15 protein-coding genes and 1 pseudogene are annotated in these 15,954 nt (G+C 60.6%); 9 read left to right on the top strand and 7 right to left on the bottom strand.

Annotation, left to right across the window (positions count from 1 at the left end; all coding sequences use genetic code 11):
* Both B5483_RS14975 and B5483_RS14970 read left to right on the top strand, forming a co-directional pair.
* A partial coding sequence (locus tag B5483_RS14975; protein WP_079730978.1) for an RES domain-containing protein occupies nucleotides 1-526 on the top strand: 526 nt, incomplete at its 5' end.
* A gap of 301 nt (nucleotides 527-827) precedes the next feature.
* A complete protein-coding gene (locus B5483_RS14970) occupies nucleotides 828-2,390 on the top strand; it encodes an ISL3 family transposase (protein ID WP_079730977.1) in 1,563 nt (520 codons plus the stop codon).
* Between the two features lie 3 nt (nucleotides 2,391-2,393).
* Here the strand turns inward: B5483_RS14970 and B5483_RS23230 are convergent, their stop codons facing one another.
* The 3 genes from B5483_RS23230 to B5483_RS14955 form a co-directional block, all read right to left on the bottom strand.
* Entirely contained in the window at nucleotides 2,394-2,537 is a 144-nt protein-coding gene (locus B5483_RS23230; RefSeq protein WP_176168069.1) for a hypothetical protein, read from the bottom strand.
* Between the two features lie 265 nt (nucleotides 2,538-2,802).
* Entirely contained in the window at nucleotides 2,803-3,801 is a 999-nt protein-coding gene (locus B5483_RS14960) for an MBL fold metallo-hydrolase (protein WP_079730976.1), read from the bottom strand.
* Nucleotide 3,802: 1 nt separating this feature from the next.
* Nucleotides 3,803-6,202, bottom strand: coding sequence for a TonB-dependent receptor (locus B5483_RS14955; RefSeq protein WP_079730975.1), 2,400 nt, complete (start codon nucleotides 6,200-6,202; stop codon nucleotides 3,803-3,805).
* 125 nt (nucleotides 6,203-6,327) lie between these two features.
* Here B5483_RS14955 and B5483_RS14950 point away from each other — a divergent pair, with 125 nt between their 5' ends.
* Nucleotides 6,328-7,245: a LysR family transcriptional regulator gene (locus B5483_RS14950; protein WP_079730974.1), complete on the top strand. Its 918-nt coding sequence runs from the start codon at nucleotides 6,328-6,330 to the stop codon at nucleotides 7,243-7,245.
* A 168-nt stretch (nucleotides 7,246-7,413) separates the two neighbouring features.
* On the opposite strand, the pseudogene B5483_RS14945 reads toward B5483_RS14950, so the two are convergent.
* Nucleotides 7,414-7,626: pseudogene (locus B5483_RS14945) on the bottom strand (amidohydrolase family protein); the annotation flags it as partial.
* A gap of 171 nt (nucleotides 7,627-7,797) precedes the next feature.
* Here B5483_RS14945 and B5483_RS14940 point away from each other — a divergent pair.
* From B5483_RS14940 to B5483_RS14930, 3 genes are all read left to right on the top strand, one after another.
* The gene (locus B5483_RS14940) at nucleotides 7,798-8,253 is read left to right on the top strand and encodes a DUF983 domain-containing protein (protein WP_079730972.1); all 456 of its coding nucleotides are present in this window, start codon (nucleotides 7,798-7,800) and stop codon (nucleotides 8,251-8,253) included.
* Entirely contained in the window at nucleotides 8,246-8,563 is a 318-nt protein-coding gene (locus tag B5483_RS14935; RefSeq protein WP_054946329.1) for a hypothetical protein, read from the top strand. Before B5483_RS14940 ends, B5483_RS14935 begins: the two co-directional genes overlap by 8 nt.
* Nucleotides 8,564-8,630: 67 nt before the next feature.
* Nucleotides 8,631-10,202 (top strand): aminotransferase-like domain-containing protein, encoded by a 1,572-nt coding sequence (locus B5483_RS14930; RefSeq protein WP_245829264.1) that lies wholly within the window; start codon nucleotides 8,631-8,633, stop codon nucleotides 10,200-10,202.
* A gap of 45 nt (nucleotides 10,203-10,247) precedes the next feature.
* Here B5483_RS14930 and B5483_RS14925 read toward each other — a convergent pair whose 3' ends face one another.
* Complete coding sequence (locus tag B5483_RS14925) at nucleotides 10,248-10,823, bottom strand: TetR/AcrR family transcriptional regulator (RefSeq protein ID WP_079730970.1); 576 nt, start codon at nucleotides 10,821-10,823, stop codon at nucleotides 10,248-10,250.
* Nucleotides 10,824-10,951: 128 nt separating this feature from the next.
* Between B5483_RS14925 and B5483_RS14920 the strand changes: the two genes are divergently transcribed.
* On the top strand, nucleotides 10,952-12,181 hold the full coding sequence (locus B5483_RS14920) for an MFS transporter (RefSeq protein ID WP_079730969.1): 1,230 nt from the start codon (nucleotides 10,952-10,954) through the stop codon (nucleotides 12,179-12,181).
* Nucleotides 12,182-12,191: 10 nt separating this feature from the next.
* On the opposite strand, the gene B5483_RS14915 is transcribed toward B5483_RS14920, so the two are convergent.
* Both B5483_RS14915 and B5483_RS23520 read right to left on the bottom strand, forming a co-directional pair.
* On the bottom strand, nucleotides 12,192-12,647 hold the full coding sequence (locus tag B5483_RS14915; RefSeq protein WP_245829262.1) for a response regulator: 456 nt from the start codon (nucleotides 12,645-12,647) through the stop codon (nucleotides 12,192-12,194).
* Nucleotides 12,648-12,656: 9 nt separating this feature from the next.
* Nucleotides 12,657-12,974 (bottom strand): hypothetical protein, encoded by a 318-nt coding sequence (locus B5483_RS23520; protein WP_231634655.1) that lies wholly within the window; start codon nucleotides 12,972-12,974, stop codon nucleotides 12,657-12,659.
* Between the two features lie 176 nt (nucleotides 12,975-13,150).
* Between B5483_RS23520 and B5483_RS14905 the strand changes: the two genes are divergently transcribed.
* Nucleotides 13,151-15,499: a chemotaxis protein CheA gene (locus B5483_RS14905; RefSeq protein WP_079730968.1), complete on the top strand. Its 2,349-nt coding sequence runs from the start codon at nucleotides 13,151-13,153 to the stop codon at nucleotides 15,497-15,499.
* Complete coding sequence (locus tag B5483_RS23225; protein WP_176168068.1) at nucleotides 15,496-15,936, top strand: chemotaxis protein CheW; 441 nt, start codon at nucleotides 15,496-15,498, stop codon at nucleotides 15,934-15,936. The genes B5483_RS14905 and B5483_RS23225 overlap by 4 nt, the downstream gene beginning before the upstream one ends.
* Nucleotides 15,937-15,954 lie beyond the last annotated feature (18 nt).

Raw genomic sequence — 15,954 nt, 5'->3', positions numbered from 1 at the left:
GGCCGACATCAAATCGGAATCCCTGGCCGGCTTCGCGTCGGAAAACATGGCCGACTTCGTATCGGAATGTCTGGCCGACTTCATCGGAATACGCACGGAAGATCTCCCGACGAGCATAGCTGAAGCAATCGTACGGGATCGCTTCGAAGGCGTTACGCCAAGAGAGATGCTGCGGACCGATTTCACCGATTGGGGCGTATGCGAGGCCAACGCCACTGAACCGCTCAATGTTCTCGACCTGCGGCGCGATGGTTGCTTCAAGCTCGGAGTTTCGACTGACATCGTCGGGGCCAAGGCTCAATTGGAAGCGCGAGCGTTCAGTCAGGCCGTGCATGAAAGCACCGACCTGGACGGGATCCTCTACTTCTCCCGCCTACGTCGCCGCGAATGCCTGGCAATCTACGAACGCGCGGCGACCAGACACTTGTCAGCCTCGAACGTTGTCGAACTCGAAAGCCTGGAAGGGTTGATCCGAGCGCTTCGAAGTCTCAAGATTCACTTGTTTTCAGACCTACCTGGCTCGTGATATTGGGGCCTGCCGGCTGAAAGTCGGCCTTGAGCACGAGCGGTGTGAAGCCAGGCACGCCAGATCGCTGATCGCTAAAGGGCTTCCAGCACTCCACCTATGGCCACGCCTGGCGATCAAGCGGACATTGATAATGTCCTGCAAGATGAGAACGCCAGCCCCGCGTGAGTGGCGCTTCTCGCCCCGCGCCAGGATGTCAACCGGCGCGCAAAACTGGGTCTGACTCACATTCCGTGCAGATTTGACAAGATCGGCCACGAGCTGGTGGATTCTTGCTGACGCACAGCAAGGAGAATGGTCGATGGTCGCGAAGGCATGGGATAGCAGGCTGTCGTTACCCGGCTTGATCGTGGAGCGCAGAGCGGTCGTGGACGGCATAGTCCAAATGTTCGGCAGGCTGGCGGCTCCTCACGGGATCTGCCCGAGTTGTGGTACGCCTTCAGGATCCTGCCACAGCAGGTACGATCGAACGCTTTCGGATTTGCCCATAAGCGGGGCCAGGGTTGAGCTTCGGTTGTCAGTGCGTCGATTTCGTTGCGGCCATGCGCCGTGCTCACGCAGGACATTCAGCGAACCGTTGCCGTCTGCGTTTGGTCGCCGATATGGCCGACGGATCGAGCGTTGCGAAGCGCTGCTTCGCGCGGTGGCGGTTGCGTTGGGCGGTAGACCGGGCGCGCGGATGATGGCGCGACTGGCGGTGCCCTGGTCGCGAGATACAATGCTACGTGTCCTGCGTCGCGGTGACCCAACGGCCGAACCGCCACCGCCAGCCCGAGTGATCGGCATTGATGACTTCGCATGGCGGCGCGGGCATGACTACGGCAGCATCATCGTCGATCTGGAACGCCGTCAGGTGATCGACCTGCTACCCGACCGACAGCGCGAGACGGTCATCGCATGGCTGCAAGAGAACCAGCAAGTCGAGGTCATCTGCCGGGATCGCGGCGCGGGCTATATCGCTGCGGCGACCGAAGCGGCGCCTCAGGCCCGGCAAGTTGCCGACCGTTGGCATCTGTTTGAAAACGCCTCAGCCGCCTTCCTCGCTGCAGTGCGCTCCGAAATGCCCTGTCTGCGCCGGGCCTTGGCCCCATCGGGACCAATCGATCCTGAGACTCTGACCCGTGCCGAACGCCTTCAGTGGGATGGTGCGCAGGTCCGTGAGGCGCTCAATCGGCAGATACTCGAGCTTGCCGAGCAAGGCATGCCCATCAAGAGAATGGCGCGCATGACGGGCGTCTCGCGCCAGACAATCCGCAAGGTTTTACGCGGTCAGCGCCATGATACCTTCCGCAGCCGCGGGAGTTCACTTGATGCCTGGTCGCTCGCGCTTGAGGCCGAATGGAACGCCGGCTGCCGCGTCGGGGCCGAATTATGGCGGCGTCTCAAGGCGTCAGGGTTTGCCGGTTCACTGCGCGTAGTTAGCGAGTGGGCCACCCGCCGGCGCCGTGACGAAAAGCTCGGGCATACTGCGGGCTCTTCTCTCAGCGCTCGTACCATTGCCCGCAGCCTGACGACCGAACGCGAGACGGGCTCAGCACAGACAGCGATGATCAACGCGGTAATCGAAACGGCAGTACCGGCGCTGGTGGTGGCACGTGACGTGCTGGACAGGTTTCATGCGATGATGCGCTCCAGGGACGAGGCGCGCCTCGATCCTTGGCTTGTCAAAGCCGCCAACACCAAGCTCGCCGCCTTCGCTGCTGGCGTCGAAGTGGACAAAGACGCCGTAACTGCTGCGATCTCCAGTCCATGGTCGAGCGGTCACGTCGAAGGCAATGTCAACCGCCTCAAATCGATCAAGCGGCAGATGTATGGCCGGGCCAAGATAGACCTACTCAAAGCAAGGATCATGGCCGACGCATGACCGCTATTTGCACGGAATGTGAGTCAGACCCAATTTTGCACGCCGCTCCACAGCTGCCAGCTCCGCCAGCGTCAATTCGCCCCGGATCGCCTCCATCGCCACCTTCGCCTTGAATTCCGCGCTGTAGCGCTTTCTCGTCTTCTTCATTCCCGCCCGTTCCTCACGTCGGGATGAGCTTAGCACCCTGTCCAGATTTCCGGTACCACCTCAGTGCGTTTTGACACCTCGGGCGAGGTCGCGACCTGCACCTGAGCTGGCAAATATCTACCGGACGATTTGCGCTTCCCGGCATTGTCGTCGCGGGGTGAAAGGCCGGTAGCTCCCGTGAGCTACCCGGCCTCAGAGACGTACTACGTGAAATGGCGGTCCTCCGATGGACCGTCTGAAGTTGATGGACATAGGCACGGGCAGATCAGAATGCGTCCAGATCATGAGCGATGACAGCCGGGCCACTGAAGTTGGCGGCAATGTCGCGCAGGTATTTCAGTTCATCCGTACCAGTAGCGCCCGGTGCGGCGAGATGCGTGACGACAAGCGACTTGACCTGTGCTGCAGCCGCAAGCCTGCCGACATCAAGCGGTGTCAGATGATGTTTCGAAAGGTGTTGCATCAGGCCTGAGGCAGCATCAGCGGACACGTTCGGCGTATTGGCCCGCACTTTGGCCATTGTCCTGTCGACGTCTATCATCTCTGCGACCAGCAGGTCCGCGCCCTTTGCCAAACTCTCGACTGCCCGGCTCGGCCCGGTGTCTCCGGTGTAGAGGATCGAGCGGTCCGGCATGTCGAAGCGTATCGAGAGGGAACGGAACCGGCGACCCAGGTCGCTATCGTCCGGGAACGAATAGTGCGTGTTGGCAACGGTCCGAACACGTATGCGGCCTAGCATAAGATCGTCGTCCCCACGCAGTTCGATAACTTCAAGGGTATTGGCTGGATCGACGTAGGGGGCGCCCGGAAGGCCGTAACCCGCAGTCGCGCCCGGGACCATCGATGCCGCTAGCCCTGCGACCAATTCCTTCGTACCGGGCGGCCCGTAAATCGTGAGCTTGCCCGGGGCGTTGGTCTGATAGCGCAGGCCCAAGAGCGCACCAAGGCCGCCTGTGTGATCGAAATGCAGGTGGGAAATGAAGACTGCGCGAACCCGAGGCAGCGCAATCCCAGCCTTCGCAAGTTGCCCTGCCGTCCCGTCACCTATGTCGACGAGATAGGCATCGCGTCCTGCGATGATGACATTGGCTGGCTGCGATCGTGACGAGTCCGGGACCGGCCCGCCCATCGTGCCAAGCGTGATGAATTGGGCAGGCGCCCCCCCCTGCGCCTGCCCCGAGGCCGCTATCGGCACGGTGATAAGTGCTGCAGCAATCCATGTCGCAGCTGCTCGCGCCGAGTTGCGGTTAAACGTGCGCAGCATGTCAGAACTTGATGCCCGCGCGCAGACCATACGTTCGCGGAGCGGACGTAATTTCCTGCAGGCTTGACGCCGCGCTGTAGACTGGTGTGTTGAGCAGGATACGATCGTTCTCGATATTGCGAACAAATGCGACGATCTCCCAAGCTTCGGTCTGTGGGCTAATCGAAAGCTGCGCATTGGTCATCCAGTTGCCGGGCGCGCGCTCCTGGGGGAGGAAATCGGCCTGCACGTAACGCGAGCTGCGATATTGTGTGTCGACCCCGGCGACTACGCGGTAATCGCCGAACTCGATCGTTTGCTGCGCCGCGAGATTGATGGTCCACTTCGGTGCGTTGAAAGCTGGAAATCCGGAACAGTCGATGGTGTACTCACCCGAAGCGAGGCTCGTCGCGCATCCCGTCAGCGGCGGCTGGCCCGATGGTCCGACCGGCTCACGGTAAACGAAACTCTTGTAGCGGGTGTCGAGATACTGGATGTCCGCACTAAGCGATGTGTTGCGAACGGGGAGGAATGCCACGTCCACTTCGGCGCCGCGGATGCGCGACTGACCGATGTTCTGGCTGAACTGCCCCTGGTTTCCGCGTGCATCCACACCGATGCGGCCGATTTGCTGGTCCTTGTAGTCCCACCAGAACCCTTCGATGTTGAGCTGAAGGCGGTTGTTCAGGAGCCGGTTCTTGAGGCCGATCGTATAGGCGGTCAGGTACTCCGGGCGATAGGTTTCGTAACCCGCGGACAGGGAGAAGCCGCCGGATCGGTATCCACGCTCGGCCGAAGCATAGAATAGCGACTGCGGTCCAACATCGTACTCAATTCCCGCTCGCCAGGTGAGCTGACCCGAATTCAGGGCGCTGTTCACAGGCGTAACCGGATGGGTCAGAATCGCCCCTGTCGCGCCGATAGGCCGTGCCTGATTGGCCGGGGGAATGATGTAGGGCGGTTGCAGTTCGGTGAAGCTGTCAGTTACAGGAAGCAGCGGCACCGTTGGGCAGTCCGGCGCACCGAACGCATTTCGGGCAGTGCAGACTATGACGAAAACATCGGCCTGGCCGTCGAACCGCTTGTGATCATCGGTATAGCGCAGGCCACCGATGAAGCGGAACTTGTCGGTCAGATGGGCGGTCACCCTTCCGAACGCGGCCAGCGATCGCGTCTTGGAATCGAAATCCTGATAAGCGTTGAGTGCCTGTTGCGCAAAGGTGTAGTTGCCTTTCACCTTTTCATCGAAATAATAGGCGCCGACGACATAATCGAACATGCCGACGCGATCGCCAGTCAGCCTTGCCTCGATGCTGTGCTGATTGTCGGTTTCCTGGTTCCAGCCGATGAATGCGGGATTGCCGAACCGCGTATCCAGCTTGGATCGGCGCCAAGCCGGAATTACGGTAAGGGTGCCGATTCCTGTATCGTAGCTGATCTCTGCATTGATTCCGTAGAACGCGTTGTCGAGATAGACGTTCTGATCGAGCGGGGCGGCCGTGCGTCCCGAAACGCCGAGGAACAGGGATTGCCGGTATGCCTGTGCCTCCGGATCGAACAGTCCTACCGAGCGGTCGAGCCCCGACGGCACGAATGCATATTGGCCGGCCTGATAATTGAAAGCGTAGCGTCCGGCGTAACTCGAGCCAGTACCTTTGCCGCCATCATGCGAATAGTCGGCAGCCACGCGAATTCGCAGATCGGCGCTTGGCTCGACAAGCAGTTGGACGCGCGCCGCGCGCCCACGCTGGTCAGAGGTACCGTCCGAGAGGTAGCCGTCATGCTGCGCAAGATTGCCCGACACGCGCACGGCTGCATTTTCGCTCAGGGGCGCATTGAGGGCCGCCTCCAGCGTAAGCGCATCGTAATTGCCGTAACTCGCGGTCATGTAGCCAGACAGGTCACCGAGCTTTGGCGCTTGCGGAATGACGTTTATCGCACCGGCAGTCGCGTTGCGTCCGTAAAGCGTTCCCTGGGGGCCTTTGAGAACTTCGACACGGGCCAGATCGTAAAACACCCCGGAGGCAGAAGTCGGGCGGGCCAGGTAGACCCCGTCGTAGTTGAACGCGAGCGCGGGATCGGAATAGCCGTTGACGGTGAAATTGCCGACGCCGCGGAGGAAAAAGGTGAGGTTGGCGCCGCCGGCGGACTGCACGTTGAGCGCGGGCACCAGCTTCGACAGATCTTCAGCTTCGTTTACCCCCTGGCGGGTCAATTCGTCGCCACTGACCACGTCGATCGGTATGCCAGCCCGCTGGGCCGATTCCTCTCGCCGTTGCGCCGTAACGACAATCTCGCTGATGCCTACTGCTGAGTCAGACGATTGCGCTGAGGAAGTGGTCGACTGATTTGTCTGAGCTGACGCCACCTGGCCGGTTGCTGCCAGGGCGAGAGCGCTTGCGGATAATAGTAGTCGAGCCATGCGGGTATCCTCCTGTGCATCGGCTCTCTATCCAGCCGATTGCGAAATTGGATTTGTCACGTGGCCTGGCATCAGTCCAATTTTTTGAATTGGTCATTTTTCACAAATTTTGTAAATGATCCTGCATGCGACTGGACAATTTCGATCTCAATCTGCTTATCGCCATGGAAGCTCTGCTCAAGGAGCGCAGCGTCACGCGGGCGGCGGCTCGGCTGAACATCACGCAGTCGGCCATGAGTGCTGCGCTCAAGCGGCTGCGCCACGCATTTCATGACGAACTTTTCATCATGCATGGGAAGAAGATGATCGCGACCCCTAAGGCTCTCGAGATCGGGCCGAAGGTATCTGCTGCGATACGCGACCTGCGAGTGCTAATTTCGTCGGGCGCAGGATTTGACCCTGCGACGAGCCAACGCCGCTTTCTTATAGCCGCATCCGACTACATAACCACGATCCTGATGGCGCCCTTGCTGGAAGTGCTCGAGAACGAGGCGCCTGGTCTTAGAATCGACATCGTCCTGCCAGATTCCTACGCGAGCGAGCGGTTGGCCAACGGCGACATCGACCTGATGATAGCGCCGGAGCCATTCCTCAACCCGGACCATCCCCGTGAACTGCTGTTCGTCGAACGCTACGTCGTAGTCGGCTGGTCGGAAAATCCGGTAATGCAGAAGCCACTTTCGATGGAAACCTGGCTGGAAAGTCGTCATGTCGCCGTCCAGATTTCCGGAAGCGGTGCGTTCATCGAAACAGCCATGCAGGAACTGGGGATCGAGCGCCGGGTGGAGGTGCGAGTACCTTCCTTCATCCAGGCCCCCTGGCTACTGCCCGGGACGCAGCACCTGGCACTCATGCACGAACGGCTTGCCCATTTGATGGCGCCGCGCCTGTCACTTGTCATCGCTGAGTCGCCAATCGCCCTGCCTTCGATGCGCCAGATGATCCAGTTCCATGCCACCCGCACCAATGACGAAGGTCTGTCATGGCTGCGCGGCAAGCTGGCGGAATTGGCTGCCGCCGGATCGGTCAAACCATCCGTGTGAATGCTCGTTGTCCGAGGAATTGATCGACCCTGGGCTCATCAATGGTTGGTGAGATAACGTTCAGAACATAATGCTGATAGGAGGTCAGGGTAGCAGCGTTGGCTCCTTTTGCTGGAACCGGCAACGCCTGGCTTATTGTCCGCGGCCCCCGGGCATTGGAATCGCGTGCTACTGCATCTTGTAGATCTCACGTCCTTCGAAGATCGTGAGCAGGACGCGGATCTGGCCCACTTCTTCGGGGGATGCATCGAACAGGTTGCGGTCAAGTACGATCATGTCAGCCATCTTGCCGACTTCGATGGAGCCGGCAACCTCGCCCGATCCAGTCACCTTCGCTCCGTTACCGGTCGCTATCTGCAGCGCGTCGGCAAAGGAGATGGATTGGTCCGTGCGCGCGCTTGATCAACGGCAACCTTGATTGCTCCCGCATCCGCAGCGATCAAGGTTGCCGGCTTCCCCGGTAGTTATGCATTGACATTGTATGCATACAACAAGCATATAATGCGACAAGACGAATCGCAAAGCCAATGTTTGAAGGTTTGAGCCTGCATTATGGAAACCGACGCCCCCGACAGCCAGGAAACCGATCGTCATGACAAGGCTCGCTGGATCTTCCGATGCGGCGTGAAGGGGTTGTGCCCTCGCTGCGGCGAAGCCAGCATGTTTCGAAAATGGCTCAAGCTGCACGATCAATGTCCTGCCTGCGGACTGGACTATAGCTTTGCAGCTCCCGACGACGGGCCTGCCTTCTTTTCGCTTTGCATCGTGGCCTTTCCGCTCACCTTCTTCGCCGTCTGGCTGCAGGTTGCCTATGAGCCGCCGTTCTGGGTCCATCTGCTGACCTCATTTCCGCTTCTCGCCATAGGCTGCGTCTGGCCCCTGCAATACATCAAGGGATGGCTGGTCGCCTCCCAGTACGTCAACAAGGCCCAGGAGGCCGGCACCGGATCGCTCTGGGCCCAGCTCAATGCGAAGGCCGCGCTTGATCGCAAGAATGAACATGACTGACGGTAGAGTTGACCTCCTCGTTCGCGCGAGAGAGGCTGCCGCACGATATTTCGATGGTCTGGATCGTTCGGACCTGTCTCGCCTTGCGCTCGGCGGCGGTGGCGACGACCTGAGCGAAGTGCAGGTGGCGGCGAGCCTGTTGAAGGCTGAAGAAGAAAGGCTGTCCCGTTACGAAGGTGCGCTCAGGCAATACGCTGACCGAGATTTCTGGGATGAGACTATGCCCGGCGGTCCCCTTGCCTTGCACGATGGCGGCGAAATGGCGCGCAACGTTCTTGCCGGCAGGGCTGCGTTCTTTCACCGGGACTAGACCTAGGCTCCGACCTGAGCCGAAAAACGGCTGCACGATTGGCCCGTGACTGCACCGAGTCCGATAAATGCCAGACAATCTGCATGGAGCCTGTCAATCCGACGGGACTTGCGACACAAGTCCGACCGTTGAAGGCCCCGGGTCGTCGATCCCGAAGATCAAGATCCAAAGGTTCAAGTTCGCGTTTTGTGGCAGTCCGGAAAGTGCTAAACGAGTTTGCATGCATACAGCATCAATACAAAAATCGTCCCAAAGGTGGTTGCCGGAGATCGGGGCCGACGCAGGGCCGATGTATCTGGCGATAAGTGCCGCACTAGCCAGGGACATAGAAACCGGCCGCCTGAGACCGGGAGATCGCCTGCCGCCCCAACGTGAGCTTGCCGATGCGCTGGGGATCGATCTGGGCACGGTTACGCGCGCTTATACCGAAGCCCGTCACAAGGGCCTTATCGAAGCTGAGGGGCGCCGGGGCAGTTTCGTGCTTGAAAGAGGCCAGGCTTCCGTCACTTCGATCCAGACCTCGGTCGCGCCGTTCGATCTGGGCATGAACCTTCCACCGATCCCTGCGAACAGTTCGTTTGCAGAGGATTTCGCGGACACGGTCAGGGAAGTGTTGAGAGGCTCAACGGCTGCCAATCGGATGCAATATCAACCGGCCGGCGGCGCACCCGTCGACCGACAGGCGGGCGCAGATTGGCTCGCCGAACGGGGCATTACGGCCAGCGAGGACAACGTCCTTGTAACCAGCGGCGCGCAGACAGCCCTGCACGCGATCGCAAATTCGGTACTCAAGCCAGGCGATGCCGTTTGTACGGGACCTTTCGTTTATCCCGGATGGCTTTCGATCTGCCGCAATCGCGGCCTGCGCATTGTGCCTCTCGAAGCCGATGCTGAGGGCATTATGCCTGAATCTTTCGCTCGTGCCTGCACCGGGGATGCAATCAGGGCGATCTATCTGGTGCCTGTGAACGAGAATCCGACTACGGCGACGCTTCCACTGGCGCGCCGCGAGGAGATCGTCTCGATTGCGCGCCGGCATGACGTGGCCTTGATCGAGGATGATCCTTACAGCCGCCTTGATACCGCCGAAATTCCTTCCCTTGCCAGCCTGGCACCTGAGCGGACCTGGCATGTCGCCGGCTTTTCGAAGATCATCTCGCCATCGCTGCGCATCGCTTATCTGCGTGCACCGCATGTCCGAGATGCCCTGCGCCTTGCAGCCGACGTGCACGAGACCACAATCATGGCTCCCCCACTCAACATGGCGGTTTGCACGCAGTGGTTGAGAAATCGGACCTGGCGCAAACTTGTCGACCAGGTTCGCAACGAATGCTTGGCACGCCAGGAGATGGTCAGGCGCATCCTGCCGACCGGCACCTACCATGCAGCACCTGAGGGATATCATCTCTGGATTCCCCTTGGACCGACGGCCAACCCGCTTGAATTTGTCTCCGTGCTTCAACCGCTTGGCGTTTCACTCGTTACGAGCGAGAGCTTTTCTGCAATTGGTGAAACTGCTTCGCGGTCCATTCGACTGTCGATCGGAGGCAGCCTTGACCAAGAGACGCTCGAACGGGGCCTCAATCTCCTCGATGCCCTGCTGAACCATCGTGAAGGTCGCTTGAGCCCGTTGGTCTAGACTTGTTCGAAGCGCAACCCATCCCGATCAAGCGCTTCGAGGCATCTAACCGGGGATGTTGTTGTCAATCTGGAGTTTCAGGATCGCGAGTTGCCTTTCCGGTGGCCAGCTTTCCGGGTCGTAGATCGCCTGGGTTGCGATCCCGGCAACGCTGCTCAGCAGGGCCTGGGCGACGAGCCAGGAATGCTCGCCTTCCTGCATCGCGCCAGCATTGACGATGGTGCGGTGGAACAGTTCAACGGACTCGCGGCTGCGCTGCCGCTGTTCCAGAAGAAAGGTTTCATCCGCCGTTGCGAGCCCCCAGAAGGCCAGCCAGATGCGCCAGCTTTCGACCCGTTCCTCGTCCAGTGGAAGAACGGCTCCCAGGCAATGGAGAAGTTCGTTTCCCTCGCGCGATACTGTTTCGACGTGCGCTACGGTCCTTTCCATGCGCATGCGATAGGCTGACATGAGCAGTTCGTGCTTGCTCTTGAAGTAGTGCGAGACGATCGAGGTGCTATACCCCGCGAGCCGGGCGATCTCACGGACCTTGGTCCCCTCGATGCCGTCGCGGGCGATGAGCTTCGCGGCGATTTCGGCAACGGCCCGCCGCCGGGCCTGGTGATCGACAATCTTCGGCATGAACCCACTACTTGCTGGACATCGTTCGACTTAAGGGGACCGTCACCAACGCACAACTATCCGTCTTGCGCGTTAGGGCGTCATTTCATGCATTGAAGGCTGTTGGGAGGCCCCCCATAGCGAGGCGAATGGAAGCCGAGAAAATCACGCCCGGAACTGCCGCATATCGGCTTTTGTGCATCGCCATGCTGCTTGCCGGACTGTCGACGTTCGCATTGCTCTATTGCGCTCAGCCCCTGATGCCATTCTTCAGCAGGGCTTACGGTGTGGCAGCGGAAGAAGCCAGTCTTGCGGTTTCACTGGCAACCGGGCCGATGGCCTTCGTGCTGCTGGTCGCAGGCAAGGTTTCCGACAAGCTGGGGCGTCGACCTTTGATGATTGCCTCGCTGCTGGCGGCAGCGGCGTTGACCACCCTGTTAGGCTTGCTGCCCGACTGGCACAGTCTTCTCGCGGCCCGGTTCCTGTGCGGACTGGCCCTGGCCGGCGTTCCGGCCGTCGCGATGGCCTATATTAGCGAAGAGGTCGAGGACGGTGCCGTCGGCCGGGCGATGGGCCTTTACATCGCCGGCTCGGCAATCGGGGGCATGAGCGGACGACTGCTGGTCAGCGTGTTGACCGAATATTTCGGCTGGCGTGATGCGCTGGGCATGACGGGGATGGCTGGACTGATCATTGCCGCTCTCTTCTGGAAGATCCTGCCCCCTTCCCGACAATTCAGTCCACGCCATCACTCCTGGGGTGGCTATATCGCCGGCTTTCGGCACCTCTTCGCCGACAAGGCCCTCCCCTGGCTGTTTCTGGAAGCGTTCCTGATCATGGGTGCCTTCATCAGCATCTACAATTATGCCGGTTATCGCCTGCTCGCCCCGCCATACTCGCTGTCGCAGGCACAAGTCGGTCTGATCTTCCTGTTATACCTGCTCGGTTCGCTCAGTTCCGCAGTCGCAGGCCATTTCTCCGGGGAGTTCGGACCCCGTAAATGCCTGTGGTTGCCACTTGCTCTCTTCGTCCTGGGCATCGCCCTTACCGCGGCGAGCGCCTTGCCGCTGATTATCGCCGGTATCGGGATCGTTACGATGGCCTTTTTCGCCGCGCACGCGATCGCTTCGGCCTGGGTTGGAAGACGCGCACGCAGGGACCGCGGACAGGCGACGGCGTGCTATCTGTTCTTCTACTACATGGGCTCGAGCGTTCTTGGCTCTGCCGGTGGCTATGCCTGGACCTGGGTGGGCTGGAATGGGGTCGGACTCTTCTCCTGCGCTCTCGTACTGATTGCGCTCGCCGTCGCATTCCGGCTGTACCAAGTTGCGCCACTTCCCTCGCCTGCTCCGGAAACCCGCCCGATCGCGGCCGAGTAGCGCAAGGTAATCAGGCGGCGCCGATACGCTGGAGTTTGGCCTGCAGGGATTGCTGGTCGAAAGGCTTGATCACGTATTCGTCGGCCCCGGCCTCGATTCCCTTGCGGATATCGTCCGTGTTGGAATTGGTGGTGCAGAACATGACCTTGGGCCTGCGCTCGCCCTGCATGCTGCGCAGGAAGGTCACGAATTCCAGGCCGCTCATGACCGGCATGTTCCAGTCCACGATGATGAGATCGGGCATCGCCGAGCGGCATTTGACGAGCGCTTCCTCGCCGTTCTCCGCTTCGCTGACCTCGTATGCGAGCCCCTCCAGGATGCGCCGGGCGACCTTTCGGATGACACGCGAGTCATCGATCAGCAGGCAGCGCCGCTTCGTGACAGGTTCCGGTATTTTGGCTGCGTTGGTCTCGGGCCGCGGGTGCGGCCGGGAACGCTTGATCAGACCCTCAAGAATGGCTGCCACTCCCCTGTCTCAGGAATTGTCCTGGTCGCTCAAGATATGTGCGATCGTCTTGGCCTGATCGATCACTTGCTGGTGATCGTCCACCGGCACCGTGGGTTCGGCCTCGGACCTCGCGGCTCTTTCCGTGGGCGTCATGCGGACATGGATAAAGGGTACCCAGATGTCGCCGAACTCGGCTTTCTGGTACCACAGGTCGATGATGTCGTATGAGGTCCAGAACCCGTCCGGCTCAAGCAGCCTGATCCCTTCCCCGATGCGTGGAAGCGCAGAAAACCTGAGGCACTGCTGGGTCTGATGCGTCTCGTTCTGGACTTCGACTTCGATCAATTTGAAACGCCCCCTACCGCACGAACCGGATGCTAGGTTGAAATCGTTGCCGAAATGGAAACGTGGCCAGCCCAACCCGGTTTTCGCTTCCGACAGTAGCCAGTTACGATCTCGCAAGAATTCTAACGCTTGGTTAAAGTTTTGCGCGTCATAACTTCCTCCACCGGGGGGCGTGAATGGACGATCTGTTTGCCGATTTTCTGGCTGAAACGCGCGAAATGCTCGAGGCATTGGGCGGGGAGCTGATCGCCTGGGAGGACGATCCGGGCGACCGCGCACGCCTGGATGCCATCTTCCGCTTCTTTCACACCGTCAAAGGCAATTGCGGTTTCTTCGATTTTCCGCGCCTCGAAGCGCTGAGCCATGCGGTCGAAGACGTGTTGGCCGACGTTCGCGCCGACCGTCGCAAACCCGATTCCATGTTGGTGAGCGCCGTCCTCGGGATCATCGATCGCATTGGAGACATGGTCGACACCTTCGAAGGCGGAAGTGAATTTCCGGAGGGGGGCGACCAAGCGCTGATTGCCGCGCTGGCACCGCAAGGCGATGGTTCGAACGACCCGCTGCGGTTGGCAGCCCTGAACGATGAACTGGCGCAATCGAAGGTGCCAGCAGGCCGGCGCACGATCCGCCTTCCCGTCGAACTGCTCGACAGGGTGATGAGCGGCGTTTCAGACATGGTCCTGGCCCGCAACGAATTGGCCCGACGCCTGCGCGAGACTTCGCTCGAGGCCAGTGTGCATGAACCATTCGACCGGCTATCCTCGATCATAGCCGATGTCCGCGACGCCATGACGCGAACCCGCATGCAGTGTCTGGAGGGACTGTTCTCTTCCTTTCCCCGTCTGGTGCGCGATTTGTCCGCGGAACTGGACAAGCAAGTCCAGATCGAGATTGACGGCGCCGACGTCGAACTCGATCGCGAGATGATCGAAGTCATCCGCAATCCGCTGACACACCTGATCCGAAATGCTATCGACCACGGGATCGAAGCGCCCGCCGCGCGCCTGTCGACAGGCAAACGGCCAGTGGGACGCCTTTGCGTTGGCGCGCGTCAGTCCGGCAACCAGATCCTTATCGACATCGTCGACGATGGCTGTGGGATCAACGAGGCAAAGCTTGTCGACAAGGCGCTTGCAGCCGGGATCGTTGATCCCGTGACGATCGGTCGCATGTCGGCGCAGGACCGCCTCTCCCTGATCTTCGAGCCCGGCCTTTCGACCGCAGAGACGGTCACCGCCATATCCGGACGCGGCGTCGGCATGGATGTCGTGCGGGCAAGTATCGAGCGTGTCGGCGGATCCATCGAAGTGGACAGCACCCCGGGACAGGGCACCCGTCTCACCCTGCGCGTTCCTCTGACACTGACGATTATCCCCGCCCTCACCGTGAGCATCGCTGGGCAGAAATTTGCCATTCCGCGATCCGCTATCGAGGAGATCGCTCAGGTCGAAACCGGTGGCACCGAGATTACGCGCCACGGCGGCACGATGCTCGTCAAGATACGCGATAGTCGCCTGCCCTGCGTTGTCCTTGCCGATCTGCTCGGCTGCGAAACCGATGCTGCAGATGATGATCGCACGCTGATAGTGCTGCGATTGGGCGGAGGAGAGCTTTTCGTCCTCGCCGTCGACTGCTTGCATACGCACGAGGAACTGGTGGTCAAGCCGGCGGCTCCCGCGATCATTGCAACTGGTCTCTACGCCGGCACCACGCTTACCGAAGACGGCCTTCCCATGCTTCTGCTGGAGGTCAATGGGCTGGCGAAGGTTGCCGGTCTGCAACTCGATGCGCTCGAACGCAGCGCCCGTCATGACGCGCACGAAGCCAGCGGGGCTGTGCGAACCACGCCCGTCCTTCTGTTCATCGGACTGGATGGCAGGCGCAAGGCAATCCCGATGGCTGTCGTCGACCGCCTCGACGAAGTCGAGATCGACGCGGTCGAGACCGAAGGCGAACGTATGCTGGTGGTTGTCGGCGATCGGATTCTCCCCCTCGCCGGTGCCGACCTGGCGGAACTTCCGGAAGTTTCGCTGCGGCTTTTTCGCCTGACCGACGGCATGCGGGAAATCGGCTACGCCATACGCGACGCGCTTGGCGTGCGCCAGATTGACGCGGAGCTCCTGGCCGCTGAGGCTGACGGGGAGGCCGAAGGCGTTCTGCTGATCGACGGCGAAGCGGCGACCCTGATCTCCCCTTACAGGCTGTTCGCTCGCCATGCGGCTGTGCCGGTCCGCGACGAGCTTCCCCTATGCCACTTGCCTGCAGGAGATACCTGGCTGCAGAATTTCGTGCGGCCGATGGTGGAAGCGGCCGGTTACCGTGTCGTCGAAGCCGCGGAAGCCGAATTGGACCTTGCGATCATTGCGCAACCCGGAGAGTCCGGACCTGCCGGTGCACGGCAAGTCATTCGCCTGCGCTCAAGCGCGATGGAAGCGCCGGACGATCCGGACAGCATCTACCGCTACGACCACACCGGATTGCTCTCGGCCTTGCGCCAGTCCGGCGGAAGGATACGACTGTGAGCGCGTTGTTGCTGACTGTTGCGATTGCTGGCGAGAAAGTCGCCCTGCCCGTCGATCACATTGAATCGGTCAATGAACTAGAGCTTCTGGTCCCGGTTCCGCGCAGCCCTTCGCATATCGCCGGTCTGTCCACCTTGCGCAGCCGCGTCCTGACCGTTGTCGACTGTCGCTGCGCCCTTGGTCTCGGAATTTCGCCGAACCGCGAAGCCGGCGCAAGTGCGGCAATTGCGGTACATGACGGCCATGCCTACGCCCTGCTGCTCGATACCATTCACGGCGTTGCCGAGGCCCGATCCGATCCGTTCCCGCCAAGTGGGCGGTTGCAGAACAACTGGGCAGACATGGCGCAGGGCATGGTCGAGACCGACGATGGCCCGCTACTGTTACTGGAGGTTGCGGCCCTGATTGCAGGACCGCCTGAAGCGCGTGCCGCTTAAGGGCTTGGTTACGTCTGG

It is taken from the genome of Novosphingobium mathurense (assembly GCF_900168325.1).
In the GTDB taxonomy this organism is placed as follows: domain Bacteria; phylum Pseudomonadota; class Alphaproteobacteria; order Sphingomonadales; family Sphingomonadaceae; genus Novosphingobium; species Novosphingobium mathurense.
This window is presented reverse-complemented; position numbering and strand designations above follow the sequence as displayed.